The organism is Synechococcus sp. BS56D (assembly GCF_004332405.1).
GTDB lineage: Bacteria > Cyanobacteriota > Cyanobacteriia > PCC-6307 > Cyanobiaceae > Synechococcus_C.
The window spans coordinates 253,624-267,163 of the sequence record NZ_PHQU01000002.1; the positions used below are offsets into that span (position 1 = coordinate 253,624).

The following is a 13,540-nucleotide window of genomic DNA, read 5'->3' on the forward strand; positions in this document are numbered from 1 at the left end:
CTCAGGCCTCCACCATGCGTCCCTTCTGAGGGAAGAGACCCGCTGGACGGAACTGCAGGAACACCACGATCAGAGCGAAGACCATCACCTGAGCCATGCTCGTGGTGGCGAAGAACTTCACCGCTCCCTCCAAGGGGGCGGGCATACCGGGCCAGATCGAAAGCAGCCGCCCGGCACCGATGAGGTCGGTCAGCAAGCCGATGGAGAAGGAGGCGATCACCGTGCCCAGCAAATTGCCAACACCGCCGAGCACCACGACCATGAAGCAGCCCACGATGTAGGACGTCCCCACATTCGGACCGACTGAACCGAGCAACGACACCGCCACACCAGCGACCCCGGCCAAGCCGGAACCAATGCCAAAGGTGAGCACGTCGACGGTGTCGGTGGGGATACCCAGGCAATCACTCATCTCTCGGTTCTGGGTCACAGCACGGATACGCATGCCCCAGACGCTGCGGTTGAGAAACCAGGTCACGCCGACCACGGCCACCACCGTGATCACGATGATCACCAGACGAGGCACGGGGAAGGTCAGATCGGCGAACTCAAGACCACCACGCATCCATTTGGGCGCCGTCACATCCACGTTGCGAGAGGTGGCACGCGCGATCCGGCTGACCTGAGACGCCAATCCATTGGCAAACACCACGCCAACCAGAGCTGCAACACCCCAGCTGGCAGCACGCATCCAACGAGCTCGGGGGCCTTGCAGCAGGAGCCGAGGAAGCAACAGAGGCAATGAAAAACCAAGCACCAGGGCCAGCACCACACCGGCGGCCTGAGCCAGGGGAACGCTGCGCACGAACTGCTGCAGGATCAAGCTGACGCCCCAGGTGGCCAGCAGTGTTTCGAGGGGATTGCCATAGAGGCGGCGAATCACGGTGCGTTCCAAAAGGATGCCCACCACACCACTGGTGATGAAGGCCAGCGGAATCGCCACAAGAACGTAGGTGTCGTAAATGGGTTGAAGCGCGGGCAGCTTGAAGATCAGCTGCACCACATAGGTGGTGTAAGCCCCAAGCATGATCAGCTCGCCGTGGGCGAGGTTGATCACACCCATGAGGCCGAACACAATCGCCAATCCGAGAGCAGCCACCAGCAGCACCGAGCCAATGGCCACCCCGTTGAACAGGCTTTCAAAAAGCAGTTGCACGGAAGTTGATGAAACGAGCGATCAGACAAACCACAGAAAGAGGAGCCCCACATGGGACTCCTCCGGACAGCATTCAGACCAGAGATCAGCCTGAGTCAAGCGATCAGAGCTTGTACTTCTCGCCCTTGCTGGGATCACTCCAATCGCAGGCAAAGCCCTTCGAAGAAGGCTCAAATTGGTTCCAGGTCTGTGGATCGATCGGATTATCAGACTGCTCAACGATCTTGAACTGACCGTCAGCGGTGATCTCACCAATGCGCACAATCTGGGAGATGTGGTGGTTGGGCCGCACCTCAATTGGACCCTGAGGAGCATCAAATTTGATACCAATCAGAGCCTCACGCACCTTGTCGTCATCAAATGTGCCGGCCTTCTCAACGGCCTTCTTCCAGAGATAGACCATGTTGTAAGCCGACTCCTGAGGGTCAGCCACCACGCGGTTGTCACCGTATTTCGCCTTGAAGTCGGCCGCAAATTTCTTCGATGCTGGCGTGTCGATCGACATCATGTAGTTCCAGGCGCCGTAATGGCCTTCGAGGAACTCAGGTCCAATCGTGCTGATCTCTTCTTCAGCGATCGAATAACTCATCACGTAGTAACCATTAGCAGGCGTGATGCCGGCGTCCTGGATCTGCTTGAAGAAGGCAACATTCTGGTCGCCGTTGAGGGTGTTGATGATGACACCACCGTCAGGAAGCGCCTTTTTGATCTTGGCAATAATCGGAGCAACCTCGGTGTTACCCAGAGGCAGATAGTCCTCACCAACAACCTTGCCACCGAGCGACTTCAGCTGCTCCTTGGTAATCGTGTTGGAGGTACGTGGGAAGACGTAGTCCGAACCCACGAGGAAGAAGGGCTTCCCTGCTGCAGGGGAGTCCTTGAACATGAAGTAGGTCGCCGGCTCAGACTGCTGGTTGGGAGTGGCACCGGTATAGAAGATGTTCTTAGAACACTCCTGACCTTCGTATTGAATCGGATAGAAAAGGAAGGCATTCTTCGATTCGTAGACCGGCAACATCGCCTTGCGGCTGGCGGAGGTCCAACCACCGAAGACAACGGGCACCTTGTCTTGATCGATCAGCTTTTTCGACTTCTCAGCGAAGGTGGGCCAATCCGAGGCTCCATCTTCGACGATGTACTCAATCTTGTATCTCTTGCCGTCGACCTCAACACCACCAGCAGCATTGATCTCATCAATGGCCATTTTCTCGGTATCCACGAGGGTGGACTCAGAGATGGCCATGGTGCCGGTCAGGGAGTGAAGGATGCCCACCTTCACCGTGTCGTCGAACTGAACATTGGAGGCCTGATCACCACCGCCACAGGCCGTGACTACCACGCCCAGCGAGGTCGCCGCCAGGCTGATCAGAATGCGTTTTGACAACGGTTGAGACATGGTGTGTTGACAGCGATAACTGTTGCGCTAAGCGCCATTAGACAGTCCCAGCCAGCCGCACTCCTTCCAGTAACACTCACTACCAATCGGACAGAAGAGGCCTGATATCGGAGCAAGCGATCACGAATTTGGTAGTTGTTGCAACACAAACGCCACCACCAAATCCAGCCCCTCACCGCTGTGCAGATTGGTGAAGCACCAGGGGCGATCGCCGCGCATGCGCAGGGTGTCGCGCTCCATCACGGCCAGGTCAGCCCCCACCAGAGGCGCCAAGTCGATCTTGTTGATCACCAGCAAATCCGAACGCGTGATCCCAGGGCCGCCCTTGCGCGGGATCTTGTCGCCTGCGGCCACGTCAATCACATAGATACAGAGATCAACCAGCTCCGGACTGAAGCTGGCCGCCAGATTGTCGCCGCCGCTCTCAACCAACACCAGATCCAGATCTGGGAACTGAGCTTCCAACTCCGCCACCGCTGCCCTGTTGATGGAGCAGTCCTCCCGTATGGCCGTATGCGGACAGCCACCGGTCTCCACACCACGGATCCGTGACGGCTCTAAAGCTCCCGCGCGAGTTAAAAACTGAGCATCTTCCTGGGTGTAGATGTCATTGGTGACCACCGCCAACTGCAGTTGATCCCGCAGTCGCCGGCAAAGCGCCTCGACAAGAGCGGTTTTGCCGGACCCCACCGGCCCAGCCACACCAAGCCGCAACTTGCTCCCCATCAGCTTCGGAATAAACGGGAATACAACTCAGCATGGGACAGCTGCGCCAGCGATGCCCCCACGCCAGCTGACCACAAGGTCCGTGGATCAGCAGCGAGGAGCTCTTGGGCCTCGGCAGCGATCCGCGGCAACAGACGGTGCTGAAGCACCTGAGCCCTGGTCGGGCCCAAAGGCAGCAGGCGCACGGCCGCACTGAGCTGATTGGCGACCCAGCTGTAGAGGTAGCCCTCCACCGTGTCAGCCTCCGACACCCCCAGCGACAGTGCCGCCCAAGCCCATGCCGCCGGCCAGGCCAGGGTGAGTGGCTCTGTCAGTGGATGACCCATGTCGGCCAACAGCTGCAGTAGAGACCCCCCCATCTGACGTTGTTGAGCTCGCACCTCCGCAGCTTCACGGGTGGCCAGCAGCCAACCATCCAGATCCAGCAAACGAAGTCGGGCCGACTGATCAGCGCCGTTCACCCATCGGTCCAGGTCAGCCATCAGGGTGGCGAGGGCGGCAGCCTCCAACCGCAGGGATCCCCGCTCCAACTCGGCGATCAACCACTGCTCGAGACCAGCCTCACTCTTCAGCGCTCCGGCCTGGATCAAGACCTCCAACCCCTCCGAGTAACTGAACGCTCCCACCGGCAAAGCCGGGCTCACCAACTGGAGCAACGCCAGGGAGGTCATGGCGTTTCATGGCTGTGGGCATGGCTGTGGTGATGAGCATGGCTGTGACGATGGGCATGGCTGTGACCACCCCCATAAGCGCCTCCCTCCGGAACAAACGGACGCTCACAGGCACTCACACGCAAGCCACGGCTCCGCAACATCGCCTCCAGCACCGAATCCGCGAGCAACAACAAGTCCCCGTCGTGGAGCTCGAGCGCCACATGGCGGTTACCGAGGTGATAGGCCGCCTGCAGGAGCTCCAAGACTGAATCCGCCTGCACCCGCAGCAACGGTTCCGGCGCCGCAATCACCACCACCTCCCAGCTCCGGGAACGATCCAACAAGCGATCACCGGGCTGAAGGGCACCCTCCCGCGGCAGCTGAAGCAAGAGAGCACGTCCACAGTGGCTTCGGCGGCGACCACGGAGCACCGTGCGTTCTTCGGCCGTGAGCGGCAATTGCAGGCGGCGTTGGGGCGGAAGATCTCCAACGGCCTCACCCACTTGGCGATGCTCCAACACGATCGGTTTGTGATCGCTCGCGTTGTCACTCATCGCGTTGTCGTCCAAGGCTGCTCCGCTTTCACCCTGAGCCTGCCCAGCCGTCGGCCTTGATTTGGTGTTGATTGCTACAGGTCATCGCAGCTCGAGCGCCGAGCGTGGGGGCATGCAACGCCTCGATCCCTGGCATGGCCGCTGCGAGCTGCGGTTTGAACACCGGCAGACCGAGCACGGCGACGCAGGCACAGTTCACCAAGGGGGCTGCAGCGCCCCGTTCAAGCTTCTACGGGCTGAACAAGGCAACAACGGTCGCTGTGAGCTGCCAATCCTGCATACAGCTGGAGGACTGGTGGGTGGCGACCAACTCAGCATTGCCCTGGACCTGAAAACAAACAGCCGCTGCTTGATCACCAGCGTCGCCGCCCAGAAGGTCTACGGGTCCATCGGCCGCAGCCGCCTCTACCCCGAAGGCCAATGGGCCCGTCAACAGGTGCACTGCACACTGGCGAAAAGCAGCGATCTGGAATGGCTACCCCAGGAGCTGGTGCTTTATGCGAATGCCCTCTATGAGCAGCATCTGACGGTGCAACTACCAGCTGACGCCTCCTTTCTCAGTGCAGAAATCGTGCGGCTGGGCCGCACCGCCGCCGGAGAAACCCTCCAGCAGGGTCGCTGGCGCTCAGCCCTGAGCATCTGCCGACGCAGTGATGAACCTCATCAAGCCGATCGCTGGGAAATGGTGGACCGGTTGGACTTGGGGGGCGATGCCCTCAACGACCAGCACGGACTGAACAAACAGCCAGTGTTCGGATCGCTGGTGTGGGCTGCACCGATGCCCTTGAACGGCGATGCTCTGGCGCAACTGCTGGAGCTGGTCCGCAGCGATCGCGAAGGCCTGGAAGGCACGCTGCGCTGCAGCGCCTTGGATCAGGGCCTGGTGGCCCGTTATGCCGGTCCGTCCAGCCGCGATGCCCGCTTCTGGTTCAGCCGCATCTGGGCTCGCACCCGCGCCCTGCGCGCCTTGAGCGCTCCACAGATCCCAAGGGTCTGGCCTTTGCAGGAACAGCCTTTGCCACCGTCATCGTTCATCACGAACACTGCTTGGCCCGCGATAAGGACACACTGAGAACGACCGAGCCAGTCCATGCATCTCAGTCCCCAGGAAAAAGACAAGCTGCTGATCGTCACCGCAGCTTTACTGGCCGAACGGCGACTCCAGCGTGGCCTCAGGCTCAACCACCCCGAAGCGGTGGCTTGGCTGAGTTTCCTTGTGCTGGAGGGTGCCCGCGACGGAAAGAGCGTTGCGGAGCTGATGCAGGAAGGCAACACCTGGTTAAGCCGCGAACAAGTCATGGACGGCATTCCCGAACTGGTTCACGAGGTGCAGATCGAAGCGGTGTTTCCCGATGGCACCAAGCTCGTGACCCTGCACGACCCAATTCGCTGACCCACCACCCTGCATCTCTGCCATGGCCCCGCTGATTCCCGGTGAACTGTTGCCAGAACCCGGCGACATCGAACTCAACGCTGGCCGGCCCGTGACCACCATTCCCGTGGCCAACAGCGGCGACCGGCCCGTGCAGGTGGGTTCCCATTTCCATTTTGCGGAAGCCAACAACGCCCTGCAGTTCGACCGCGATGCCGCCCGGGGTCAGCGGCTCGATATCCCCGCTGGCACAGCCATCCGCTTCGAACCGGGTGACAGCCGAGACGTGCATCTGATCCCCTTTGCTGGTGCCCGACGGGTGATCGGCTTCAACGGCCAAATCAACGGATCCCTCGACGCCTGACCCATGCCCTATCGCATCTCCCGCCAGGCCTACGCCGAGACCTACGGCCCCACCACCGGTGACCGGGTTCGCCTCGCCGACACTGAACTGATTCTTGAGGTTGAAAAGGACTACACCGTTTATGGCGATGAGGTGAAATTCGGCGGCGGCAAGGTGATCCGCGACGGCATGGGCCAGGCCCAGACAACCCGAGCAGGTGGTGCCGTCGACACCGTGATCACCAATGCCCTGATCCTCGATTGGTGGGGGATCGTGAAAGCCGATGTGGGCCTAAAAGACGGCCGCATCGTGGGCATCGGCAAAGCCGGCAATCCCGACACCCAGGCAGGGGTCACGATCGTGGTGGGCCCCGGCACCGAAGCGATCGCCGGCGAAGGTCACATCCTCACGGCCGGTGGCATCGACACCCACATCCATTTCATCTGCCCTCAGCAGATCGAAACGGCCCTGGCCAGCGGCGTCACCACCCTGATGGGCGGTGGCACCGGCCCGGCCACCGGCACCAACGCCACCACCTGCACCCCCGGCGCTTTCCACATCAGCCGCATGCTCCAAGCCGCTGAGGGTCTACCGGTGAACATTGGCTTCTTCGGCAAGGGCAACGCCAGCACGCCCGAAGCGCTTGAAGAACAGGTGCGCGCCGGTGCTTGCGGCCTGAAACTGCATGAAGACTGGGGCACCACACCCGCCAGCATCGACGCCTGCCTGTCGGTAGCCGACCGCATGGATGTGCAGGTGTGCATCCACACCGACACCCTCAACGAAGCAGGCTTCGTGGAAGACACGATCGCCGCCATCAAGGGCCGCACGATCCACACCTTCCACACCGAGGGTGCCGGTGGGGGTCACGCCCCAGACATCATCAAGATCTGCGGAGAAGCCAACGTGCTGCCCAGCAGCACCAACCCCACCCGGCCTTACACCCGCAACACCCTCGAGGAACACCTCGACATGCTGATGGTGTGCCACCACCTCGATCCCAGGATCCCGGAAGACGTGGCCTTTGCCGAATCGCGGATTCGCCGCGAAACGATCGCCGCCGAAGACATCCTTCACGACCTGGGCGCCTTTTCGATCATCGCCAGCGATTCCCAGGCCATGGGCCGTGTGGGCGAAGTGATCACCCGCACCTTCCAGACAGCCCACAAAATGAAGGTGCAACGGGGTGCCCTGCCGGAAGACTCAAGCCGCAACGACAACCACCGGCTGAAGCGCTACATCGCCAAGGTGACGATCAACCCGGCGTTGGCCCACGGCATCAGCACCGAAGTGGGCTCGATTGAAACCGGCAAGCTCGCCGATCTCGTGCTGTGGAAGCCGGGCTTCTTCGGCATTCGGCCCGAACTGGTCCTCAAGGGCGGCTCGATCGTGTGGGCCCAGATGGGAGATGCCAACGCCTCGATTCCCACCCCTGGCCCGGTGCATGGTCGGCCGATGTTCGCTGCGTTCGGCAAAGCCTTGGCGCCCAGTTGTCTCACCTTCGTGAGTAGCGCAGCCATGGACGCCGACATCCAACGTCAGCTGGGACTGGAGCGCACCTGCATGGCCGTCCAAGGCACCCGCAGCGTGGGTAAAAGCGCCCTCAAACTCAACGCCGCCCTGCCGAACATCAGCGTGGATCCACAGACCTACGAAGTGTTCGCCGACGGTGAGCTGCTGACCTGCGAGCCTGCCGAAGTGCTGCCCCTGGCCCAGCGCTACCTGTTGCTCTAGGGCTGGTGGTCTAAGGGAACTGCTTGAGGCCAGGATCAACCTGATTGAGCTGTTCACGACTGAAACGAGGCGTGATCAGCAGGCGCAGGGGATCGCTACCACTAAACACTCCGGATCTGGCCGTCGGTGCTGCCAGCGGCGGCGCGGATGGGGTGTTGCTCAGGTGCTCATCGAAGAAAGCGCGGGCCATCCCCTTCAATTCCTCTCGCGCCAGAGGCTGATCCGGACCGATCACAACAGCGGGCAACGCAGACGTGCCATCAAGGAACGAGAGATGGGTGCCGTTGTGTTGAAGAGCCAACAGGGAACCAGGCTGCTGAATCGACGTGAAGGGGATCAGCTGCTGAGAGACGGGCGGCGCAAAGATATCGCCCGTACCGGAAACAAACAGAATCGGCGCAGCAATCGCCTTCAGCGACGTGGGGCTGAAGATCGGATTGGTCACCGGATTCACCGCCACCGCTGCCTTCACGCGCGGATCTCGAAAACTCTTGCGTTGCACCACCTGGCCGGGGGCGACACATTGCCAGACCACCGCAGGATTAAGCACCACCTTGTCGGGATCGTTCAGCTCATCGCAGCCCTTAAGGAGATAGGGCCAATCGAGCTCAGCACCAGCCAGGGCCGTCACGGTGTAACCGCCGAGCGACTGACCAAGCACGCCCACAGCGGCGGTATTCACCTTGGTTCCCCAACGCTGCTGCATCTGGTCGATCAGGTCACTGACGCTGAGCGGTTGGCCATACCAGGCATTCGCAGGCGGAATCGCACCGGTGCCCTGAATCGCCGCCTTGATCGTGTTGGCGCTGGTGAAAGGGAAATTCAGCGATGCCACGGCATAGCCATGGCTCGCCAGCTGCTGGCCCACATATAAGAGGGCATTCATATCGGTGTTCAGGCCAGGAGCAATCAGCACCAGCCGTGCCGGGCTGGCGCTCGTGGCACTGTTGGGGATGTAGGCGATGGCGCTAATCGTGTCGCCGAAGCGTCCCTGAAATTGAAACGGGGTCTGGGTGAAAGCCACCGCCCCCTTGTCGGCCAACGTCACCAGATCAGGACCCTGGGCCGGTTCCCCCTGAATGGAGGCAATGCGAGGAAACAGCTTGTTCTGAAGGTTGAACTGCTGGGTGAGCGATTGAGCCAGGGAGAGCACCGCACCCACATTCACCGGCAGGGTTCGGGTCGGATAGGCCTGGAGCACATCAATCAGGCGCAGCTCACCAGATTGGGCAGCTCCAAGAATCAAAGCGGAAGACAGAGCCGGCTCGGCGATCTCAGGAGGCTGGGCGAGCACCTTCACCAGTTGCTGCAAAGAGCGTTTGCCAAGTGGAGTGCTGAGGAAATTGGACGCCATCACATCCGTGACGGGCACGCTTTGATTCAGCAGATTGCGCAACGACTGCTGCTGCTGTGGTTTCAGCAGGTTGAAGTAACTCTGTAGATCCGGATTGACGCGACCTGTTTCGGTGAAGGTCACCAGCGATGGCACCGAGACATCGCGGGACAATTCACCGAACTGAAAGCGAACGCGCTCGGCTGCGACTGCTGGCAATCCCAGGGGCACAAGACCAGCCAGCAAGGAAAGCATCGTCAGTCCATAGCGACGCATGAGCAACTCCATTCCGCTGGTGCACCCTCTCCGAATCAGGGCAGATTGACAAGTACAGACGCTCCCCAAATCCAGGATTCCAATTCGGTAACGACCGCCACCCGCGATGGCACCACTGAAGCCTTGGATGGGTCCAGCCATTCCACGGCGCATGTTCACCGATTACAAACCCAGCCGCGGCTACGACGAATATTTCTGCAGCGAGCAAGCGGAACCGCGCACCCCCCTGCTGCCGCTGCTGTCATCCCTCGGGCGCATCGGCCTTGATGAACTGAATCGCTCACACGCCTCCGCCAGTAATCTGCTCCGCCGCCTTGGTGCAACATTTCGCCTGAATGATTCAGGCCAGCTCGGTGGTGAGCGGATCCTTCCCTTTGATCCATTACCTCGCTTGATCAGTCGTTCCGACTGGAACAGCTTGGAACGAGGGCTTTTTCAACGCCTTGAAGCAATTGACTGCTTTCTTGCCGATGTCTATGGAGAGCAGCGGATTCTCAACGACGGTGTGATCCCCCGGGAGGATGTGGAGAGCTCCCAGGGCTGGCGTCCTCAGATGCAAGGCATGACAGTGCCGCTGGGGCGCTGGTGCCACATCTCAGGTCTCGATCTAATCCGGGACGGACGGGGCACTTGGCATGTGCTTGAGGACAATCTGCGTTGTCCATCAGGCGTGGCCTATTTCCTGGAAAACAGGCGGGTCATGAAACGGCTGTTTCCCAGCCTGTTCGAGGGCCGCACGGTGCAGCCCATCGACGACTACCCCTCCCATCTGCTGCGCACGCTGAAGGAACTCGCCCCCTGGACAGACACGCCCCGAGTCGTGCTGCTGACTCCAGGGGTGTTCAACAGCGCCTACTTCGAACACAGCTATCTCGCCCAGCAAATGGGTATTGCCCTGGTGGAGGGACGAGACCTGGTCTGTGAGGACGGTCGGGTCTGGATGCGCAGCACCCGTGGATTGGAGCCCGTGGATGTGATTTACCGACGCATCGATGACGACTTCCTCGACCCTCAGGTGTTCCGCCGCGATTCGATGCTCGGCGTCTCTGGGCTGCTTGAGGTGATGCGTGAGGGGCGGGTGGCCATCGCCAATGCCCCAGGCACCGGAGTCGCTGACGACAAGCTCATCTACGCCTACGTGCCCGAGATGATCCGCTACTACCTGGCAGAGGAGCCGATCATCGCCAATGTGCCGACTTATCTCTGCTCTCGCCCCCAAGATCTCACCTACGTGCTGGAGAACCTGCGGGAGCTGGTGGTGAAGTCCGTGGCCGAAGCCGGTGGCTACGGCATGTTGATTGGCCCCCACGCCAGCCGAGAGGAGATCGAGGCCTTTGCTCTCAAGATCCAGGCCAACCCCCGCAATTACATCGCCCAACCAACCCTCGAACTCTCCACCGTCCCATCCCTGAGCGAAGGAGTGCTCTTCCCCTGTCACGTGGATCTTCGGCCCTACGTGCTGCGCGGACGCAGCAACTGGGTCAGCCCCGGCGGCCTCACCCGGGTGGCACTGAAGCGAGGCTCCCTGGTGGTGAACTCCTCCCAGGGGGGCGGCTGCAAAGACACCTGGGTTGTCTCTGACAGCCAGGTTGTCTCTGACAGCCAGGTTGGTTCCGAACTCACGCCATGTTGAGCCGCGTTGCCGACTCGCTCTATTGGATCAATCGCTACGTGGAGCGTGCCGAGAACATCTCCCGCTTCGTGGAGGTGAGTGAAGCGATGGCGCTCGACTGCCCACCAGGCAGTGCCGAGCCCTGGCTGCCATTGGTGGAGGCCAGTGGAGACCGAGAAGCCTTTGACCAGCACTACCCAGGCCAAAACCCGAAGGAGGTGATCCGTTTCCTTGTCTCTGATCGAGACAACCCCAACAGCATCGTGAGCTGCATCGCCATGGCCCGGGAGAACGCGCGCCAGATCCGCGATGTGATCACCACAGAGATGTGGGAGCAGATCAATGGTCTCTACTGGAGTCTCCAGGATGGTGAGGCGATTTGGCAGGAACCGGAGCAGGAGCAGCTACGCGACATCCGTCGCGGCTGTCAGCTCTTTTACGGGATCACGGATGCCACCCTCAGCCGGGATCTGTCCTGGCTCTTCAGCCAACTCGGTCGCCTGATTGAGCGAGCCGACAAGACGTCCCGCATCCTGGACGTGAAATATTTCCTGCTATTGCCCTCACCGGAAGAGGTGGGGGGCGTACTCGACGAACTGCAATGGATCGCCCTGCTGCGCTCTGCCGGGGCTTATCAGATGTTTCGCCAGAGCATGCAGGAGGCGATCGCCCCCAGCGCCGTGGCCTCATTCCTGCTGCTGGATCCCACCTTCCCCCGCTCCGTGCGCTGCTGCCTCCAGGGCATCAGCGACACCCTGCAACAGATCCAGCGCCAGCCGGTGCCAGGTCCACCCGATGACCTGGAATGCCTGCGTGGCCAACTGCTCGCGCGCTGGAGTTTCGTGCGCATCGATTCCCTCATCCACTCCGGTCTGCATGAGGCGATCGATCACCTCCAGGCGGATCTGAACCGCTTGCATCAGCTGATTCACGAGCGTTACTTCACCCTCAGCGATCTCCGTTCCATCCCTGCCGATCCCGCATGCGCGCTCAGCTGATCCATCGCCTCAACTACCGCTACGCAGCTCCGGTGAGCCTTGGGGAGCACCGTCTCTGCCTGCAACCGAGGGGTCAGGGATTTCAGCGACTGATCAGCCATCAATTGGAGATCAGCCCCGACCCGATGCATCGTCACGAACTGGTGGCCTCCAGCGGCGATGAAATCTGCCGGGTGCGTTTTCTCGGCGCCACCGACCGGCTCAGCTTCATCGCCCGAAGCCTGGTGGAAACCCGCAGTGCACCGCCGCTTGAGAGCTGTTTCAGTGGCATGGAGCCCTCGTTGCCCTATCCGCGCGGCCTGCTGAACAAGGATCTCCAGGGGGCGCTTGAGGGCTGGCTGCCAGATGGACAACACGACCCCTCAGCGGTGGAGCTGGCCCAGGATGCACTGATGGGCAGCAATCAACAGGCCCTGCCCTTTCTGCGCCAACTGGTGGAGATGATTCAAGATCGGGTCAAATACACCCAGCGCCACATTGGTCCGGCCTGGCCCGCCGGCCGCACCCTCCGGGAGCGAGTCGGTTCCTGCCGAGACCTGGCCATGCTGATGATCGAATGCTGCCGCTGTGTGGGTCTGCCAGCTCGCTTCGTGAGCGGTTACCACCTGGTGGATCCAGCCCCGGAGCAGTACGACCTGCATGCCTGGGCGGAGGTGTATTTGCCCGGTGCCGGCTGGCGAGGCTTCGATCCAAGCGGCAGCGGCGCCATCGATGATCGCTACATCGTGCTGGCCAGTTCCTCAAGGCCCGAGCTCACAGCAGCGGTAACCGGCAGTTTCAGTGGGCCGCCGAACACCGCCAGCGACCTGAGCTGGAGTATTGAAGCGGAGATTGATGGCTGTGGCCTGCTGCTCCGAGGGGAACAAGGGCAGGAGACTGACTCCAAGCAAACTCAGGCCGCCTGAACCAGCGGCGCCAAACCATGCAAACGAGGCCGGGGCGCCGCCGTCGATGTCATGGCAAACAGCTTGGGGATTCGACGGCTGTTGTAAACACGGAATTCACGCACGAGTGACGCACCGGTCTCACGCAGGGCCTGGTTGAGCACCACCGAACCCTCAGGATCCGACACGGAGCGATGAAAGGTGCCCTTGGGGATGCGCAGGATGTCACCACCGCTCTCCAAACGCACGATGTGGAAGGGCTCCGTCCAGCTGAGATTCACCAGATAAAAGGTGCGACCACCACTGGCAGCCAACAGGTTGTCTTCCTGATGGGGGTGGAGATAGAACTGCCAGGCTCCGGTCTCAGGATCATTGGGGGGGCTGACTGCGGGACCGCTGTGGATGACCAGATCGCGTGCATTGGAGTCAGCGACGGTGACATCAAAGAAGCGAACCGCCGGCGTGTCGCGAAAGCGTTCGTAGGAGAGCAGTTCGAACACGGG

At 61.1% G+C, this 13,540-nt stretch carries 14 protein-coding genes; 7 read left to right on the forward strand and 7 right to left on the reverse strand.

Annotated elements, in window-relative coordinates:
* Nucleotide 1: 1 nt before the first annotated feature.
* The 5 genes from CWE17_RS03935 to ureE all read right to left on the reverse strand — a co-directional run bounded on the left by CWE17_RS03935 (nucleotide 2) and on the right by ureE (nucleotide 4,485).
* Nucleotides 2-1,156, reverse strand: coding sequence for a branched-chain amino acid ABC transporter permease (locus tag CWE17_RS03935; protein WP_131455055.1), 1,155 nt, complete (start codon nucleotides 1,154-1,156; stop codon nucleotides 2-4).
* A gap of 103 nt (nucleotides 1,157-1,259) precedes the next feature.
* Complete coding sequence (gene urtA / locus CWE17_RS03940; RefSeq protein ID WP_131455056.1) at nucleotides 1,260-2,552, reverse strand: urea ABC transporter substrate-binding protein; 1,293 nt, start codon at nucleotides 2,550-2,552, stop codon at nucleotides 1,260-1,262.
* Nucleotides 2,553-2,672: 120 nt separating this feature from the next.
* Complete coding sequence (gene ureG, locus CWE17_RS03945) at nucleotides 2,673-3,278, reverse strand: urease accessory protein UreG (RefSeq protein ID WP_131455057.1); 606 nt, start codon at nucleotides 3,276-3,278, stop codon at nucleotides 2,673-2,675.
* A complete protein-coding gene (locus tag CWE17_RS03950; RefSeq protein WP_131455058.1) occupies nucleotides 3,278-3,949 on the reverse strand; it encodes an urease accessory protein UreF in 672 nt (223 codons plus the stop codon). Before CWE17_RS03950 ends, ureG begins: the two co-directional genes overlap by 1 nt.
* A complete protein-coding gene (gene ureE, locus CWE17_RS03955) occupies nucleotides 3,946-4,485 on the reverse strand; it encodes an urease accessory protein UreE (protein ID WP_131455225.1) in 540 nt (179 codons plus the stop codon). Before ureE ends, CWE17_RS03950 begins: the two co-directional genes overlap by 4 nt.
* Before the next feature lie 112 nt (nucleotides 4,486-4,597).
* Here ureE and CWE17_RS03960 point away from each other — a divergent pair, with 112 nt between their 5' ends.
* The 4 genes from CWE17_RS03960 to ureC are packed head-to-tail and all read left to right on the forward strand — an operon-like array spanning nucleotide 4,598 to nucleotide 7,934.
* Nucleotides 4,598-5,557, forward strand: a complete 960-nt coding sequence (locus CWE17_RS03960) for an urease accessory protein UreD (RefSeq protein WP_131455226.1) — start codon at nucleotides 4,598-4,600, stop codon at nucleotides 5,555-5,557.
* Between the two features lie 18 nt (nucleotides 5,558-5,575).
* Nucleotides 5,576-5,878: an urease subunit gamma gene (locus CWE17_RS03965; RefSeq protein ID WP_131455059.1), complete on the forward strand. Its 303-nt coding sequence runs from the start codon at nucleotides 5,576-5,578 to the stop codon at nucleotides 5,876-5,878.
* A 22-nt stretch (nucleotides 5,879-5,900) separates the two neighbouring features.
* On the forward strand, nucleotides 5,901-6,221 hold the full coding sequence (locus CWE17_RS03970) for an urease subunit beta (RefSeq protein ID WP_131455060.1): 321 nt from the start codon (nucleotides 5,901-5,903) through the stop codon (nucleotides 6,219-6,221).
* A 3-nt stretch (nucleotides 6,222-6,224) separates the two neighbouring features.
* The gene (ureC, locus tag CWE17_RS03975; protein ID WP_131455061.1) at nucleotides 6,225-7,934 is read left to right on the forward strand and encodes an urease subunit alpha; all 1,710 of its coding nucleotides are present in this window, start codon (nucleotides 6,225-6,227) and stop codon (nucleotides 7,932-7,934) included.
* A gap of 10 nt (nucleotides 7,935-7,944) precedes the next feature.
* Here ureC and CWE17_RS03980 read toward each other — a convergent pair whose 3' ends face one another.
* On the reverse strand, nucleotides 7,945-9,555 hold the full coding sequence (locus CWE17_RS03980) for an alpha/beta hydrolase (protein ID WP_240789234.1): 1,611 nt from the start codon (nucleotides 9,553-9,555) through the stop codon (nucleotides 7,945-7,947).
* Between the two features lie 139 nt (nucleotides 9,556-9,694).
* Between CWE17_RS03980 and CWE17_RS03985 the strand changes: the two genes are divergently transcribed.
* Genes CWE17_RS03985 through CWE17_RS03995 form a run of 3 tightly spaced genes read left to right on the forward strand, consistent with a single transcriptional unit; the run spans nucleotide 9,695 to nucleotide 13,058 of the window.
* Nucleotides 9,695-11,176, forward strand: coding sequence for a circularly permuted type 2 ATP-grasp protein (locus CWE17_RS03985; protein WP_131455228.1), 1,482 nt, complete (start codon nucleotides 9,695-9,697; stop codon nucleotides 11,174-11,176).
* Complete coding sequence (locus tag CWE17_RS03990) at nucleotides 11,170-12,153, forward strand: alpha-E domain-containing protein (protein WP_131455062.1); 984 nt, start codon at nucleotides 11,170-11,172, stop codon at nucleotides 12,151-12,153. The genes CWE17_RS03985 and CWE17_RS03990 overlap by 7 nt, the downstream gene beginning before the upstream one ends.
* Complete coding sequence (locus tag CWE17_RS03995) at nucleotides 12,138-13,058, forward strand: transglutaminase family protein (RefSeq protein WP_131455063.1); 921 nt, start codon at nucleotides 12,138-12,140, stop codon at nucleotides 13,056-13,058. The genes CWE17_RS03990 and CWE17_RS03995 overlap by 16 nt, the downstream gene beginning before the upstream one ends.
* Here CWE17_RS03995 and CWE17_RS04000 read toward each other — a convergent pair.
* Complete coding sequence (locus CWE17_RS04000) at nucleotides 13,046-13,537, reverse strand: redox protein (protein WP_131455229.1); 492 nt, start codon at nucleotides 13,535-13,537, stop codon at nucleotides 13,046-13,048. The genes CWE17_RS03995 and CWE17_RS04000 overlap by 13 nt on opposite strands.
* Nucleotides 13,538-13,540 lie beyond the last annotated feature (3 nt).

Coding starts and splice junctions, on each gene's coding strand:
- urtA (WP_131455056.1), bottom strand. CDS start 2,552: ATGTCTCAACCGTTGTCAAAACGCATTCTGATCAGCCTGGCGGCGACC.
- ureG (WP_131455057.1), bottom strand. CDS start 3,278: ATGGGGAGCAAGTTGCGGCTTGGTGTGGCTGGGCCGGTGGGGTCCGGC.
- CWE17_RS03950 (WP_131455058.1), bottom strand. CDS start 3,949: ATGACCTCCCTGGCGTTGCTCCAGTTGGTGAGCCCGGCTTTGCCGGTG.
- ureE (WP_131455225.1), bottom strand. CDS start 4,485: ATGAGTGACAACGCGAGCGATCACAAACCGATCGTGTTGGAGCATCGC.
- CWE17_RS03960 (WP_131455226.1), top strand. CDS start 4,598: ATGCAACGCCTCGATCCCTGGCATGGCCGCTGCGAGCTGCGGTTTGAA.
- CWE17_RS03965 (WP_131455059.1), top strand. CDS start 5,576: ATGCATCTCAGTCCCCAGGAAAAAGACAAGCTGCTGATCGTCACCGCA.
- CWE17_RS03970 (WP_131455060.1), top strand. CDS start 5,901: ATGGCCCCGCTGATTCCCGGTGAACTGTTGCCAGAACCCGGCGACATC.
- ureC (WP_131455061.1), top strand. CDS start 6,225: ATGCCCTATCGCATCTCCCGCCAGGCCTACGCCGAGACCTACGGCCCC.
- CWE17_RS03980 (WP_240789234.1), bottom strand. CDS start 9,555: ATGGAGTTGCTCATGCGTCGCTATGGACTGACGATGCTTTCCTTGCTG.
- CWE17_RS03985 (WP_131455228.1), top strand. CDS start 9,695: ATGTTCACCGATTACAAACCCAGCCGCGGCTACGACGAATATTTCTGC.
- CWE17_RS03990 (WP_131455062.1), top strand. CDS start 11,170: ATGTTGAGCCGCGTTGCCGACTCGCTCTATTGGATCAATCGCTACGTG.
- CWE17_RS03995 (WP_131455063.1), top strand. CDS start 12,138: ATGCGCGCTCAGCTGATCCATCGCCTCAACTACCGCTACGCAGCTCCG.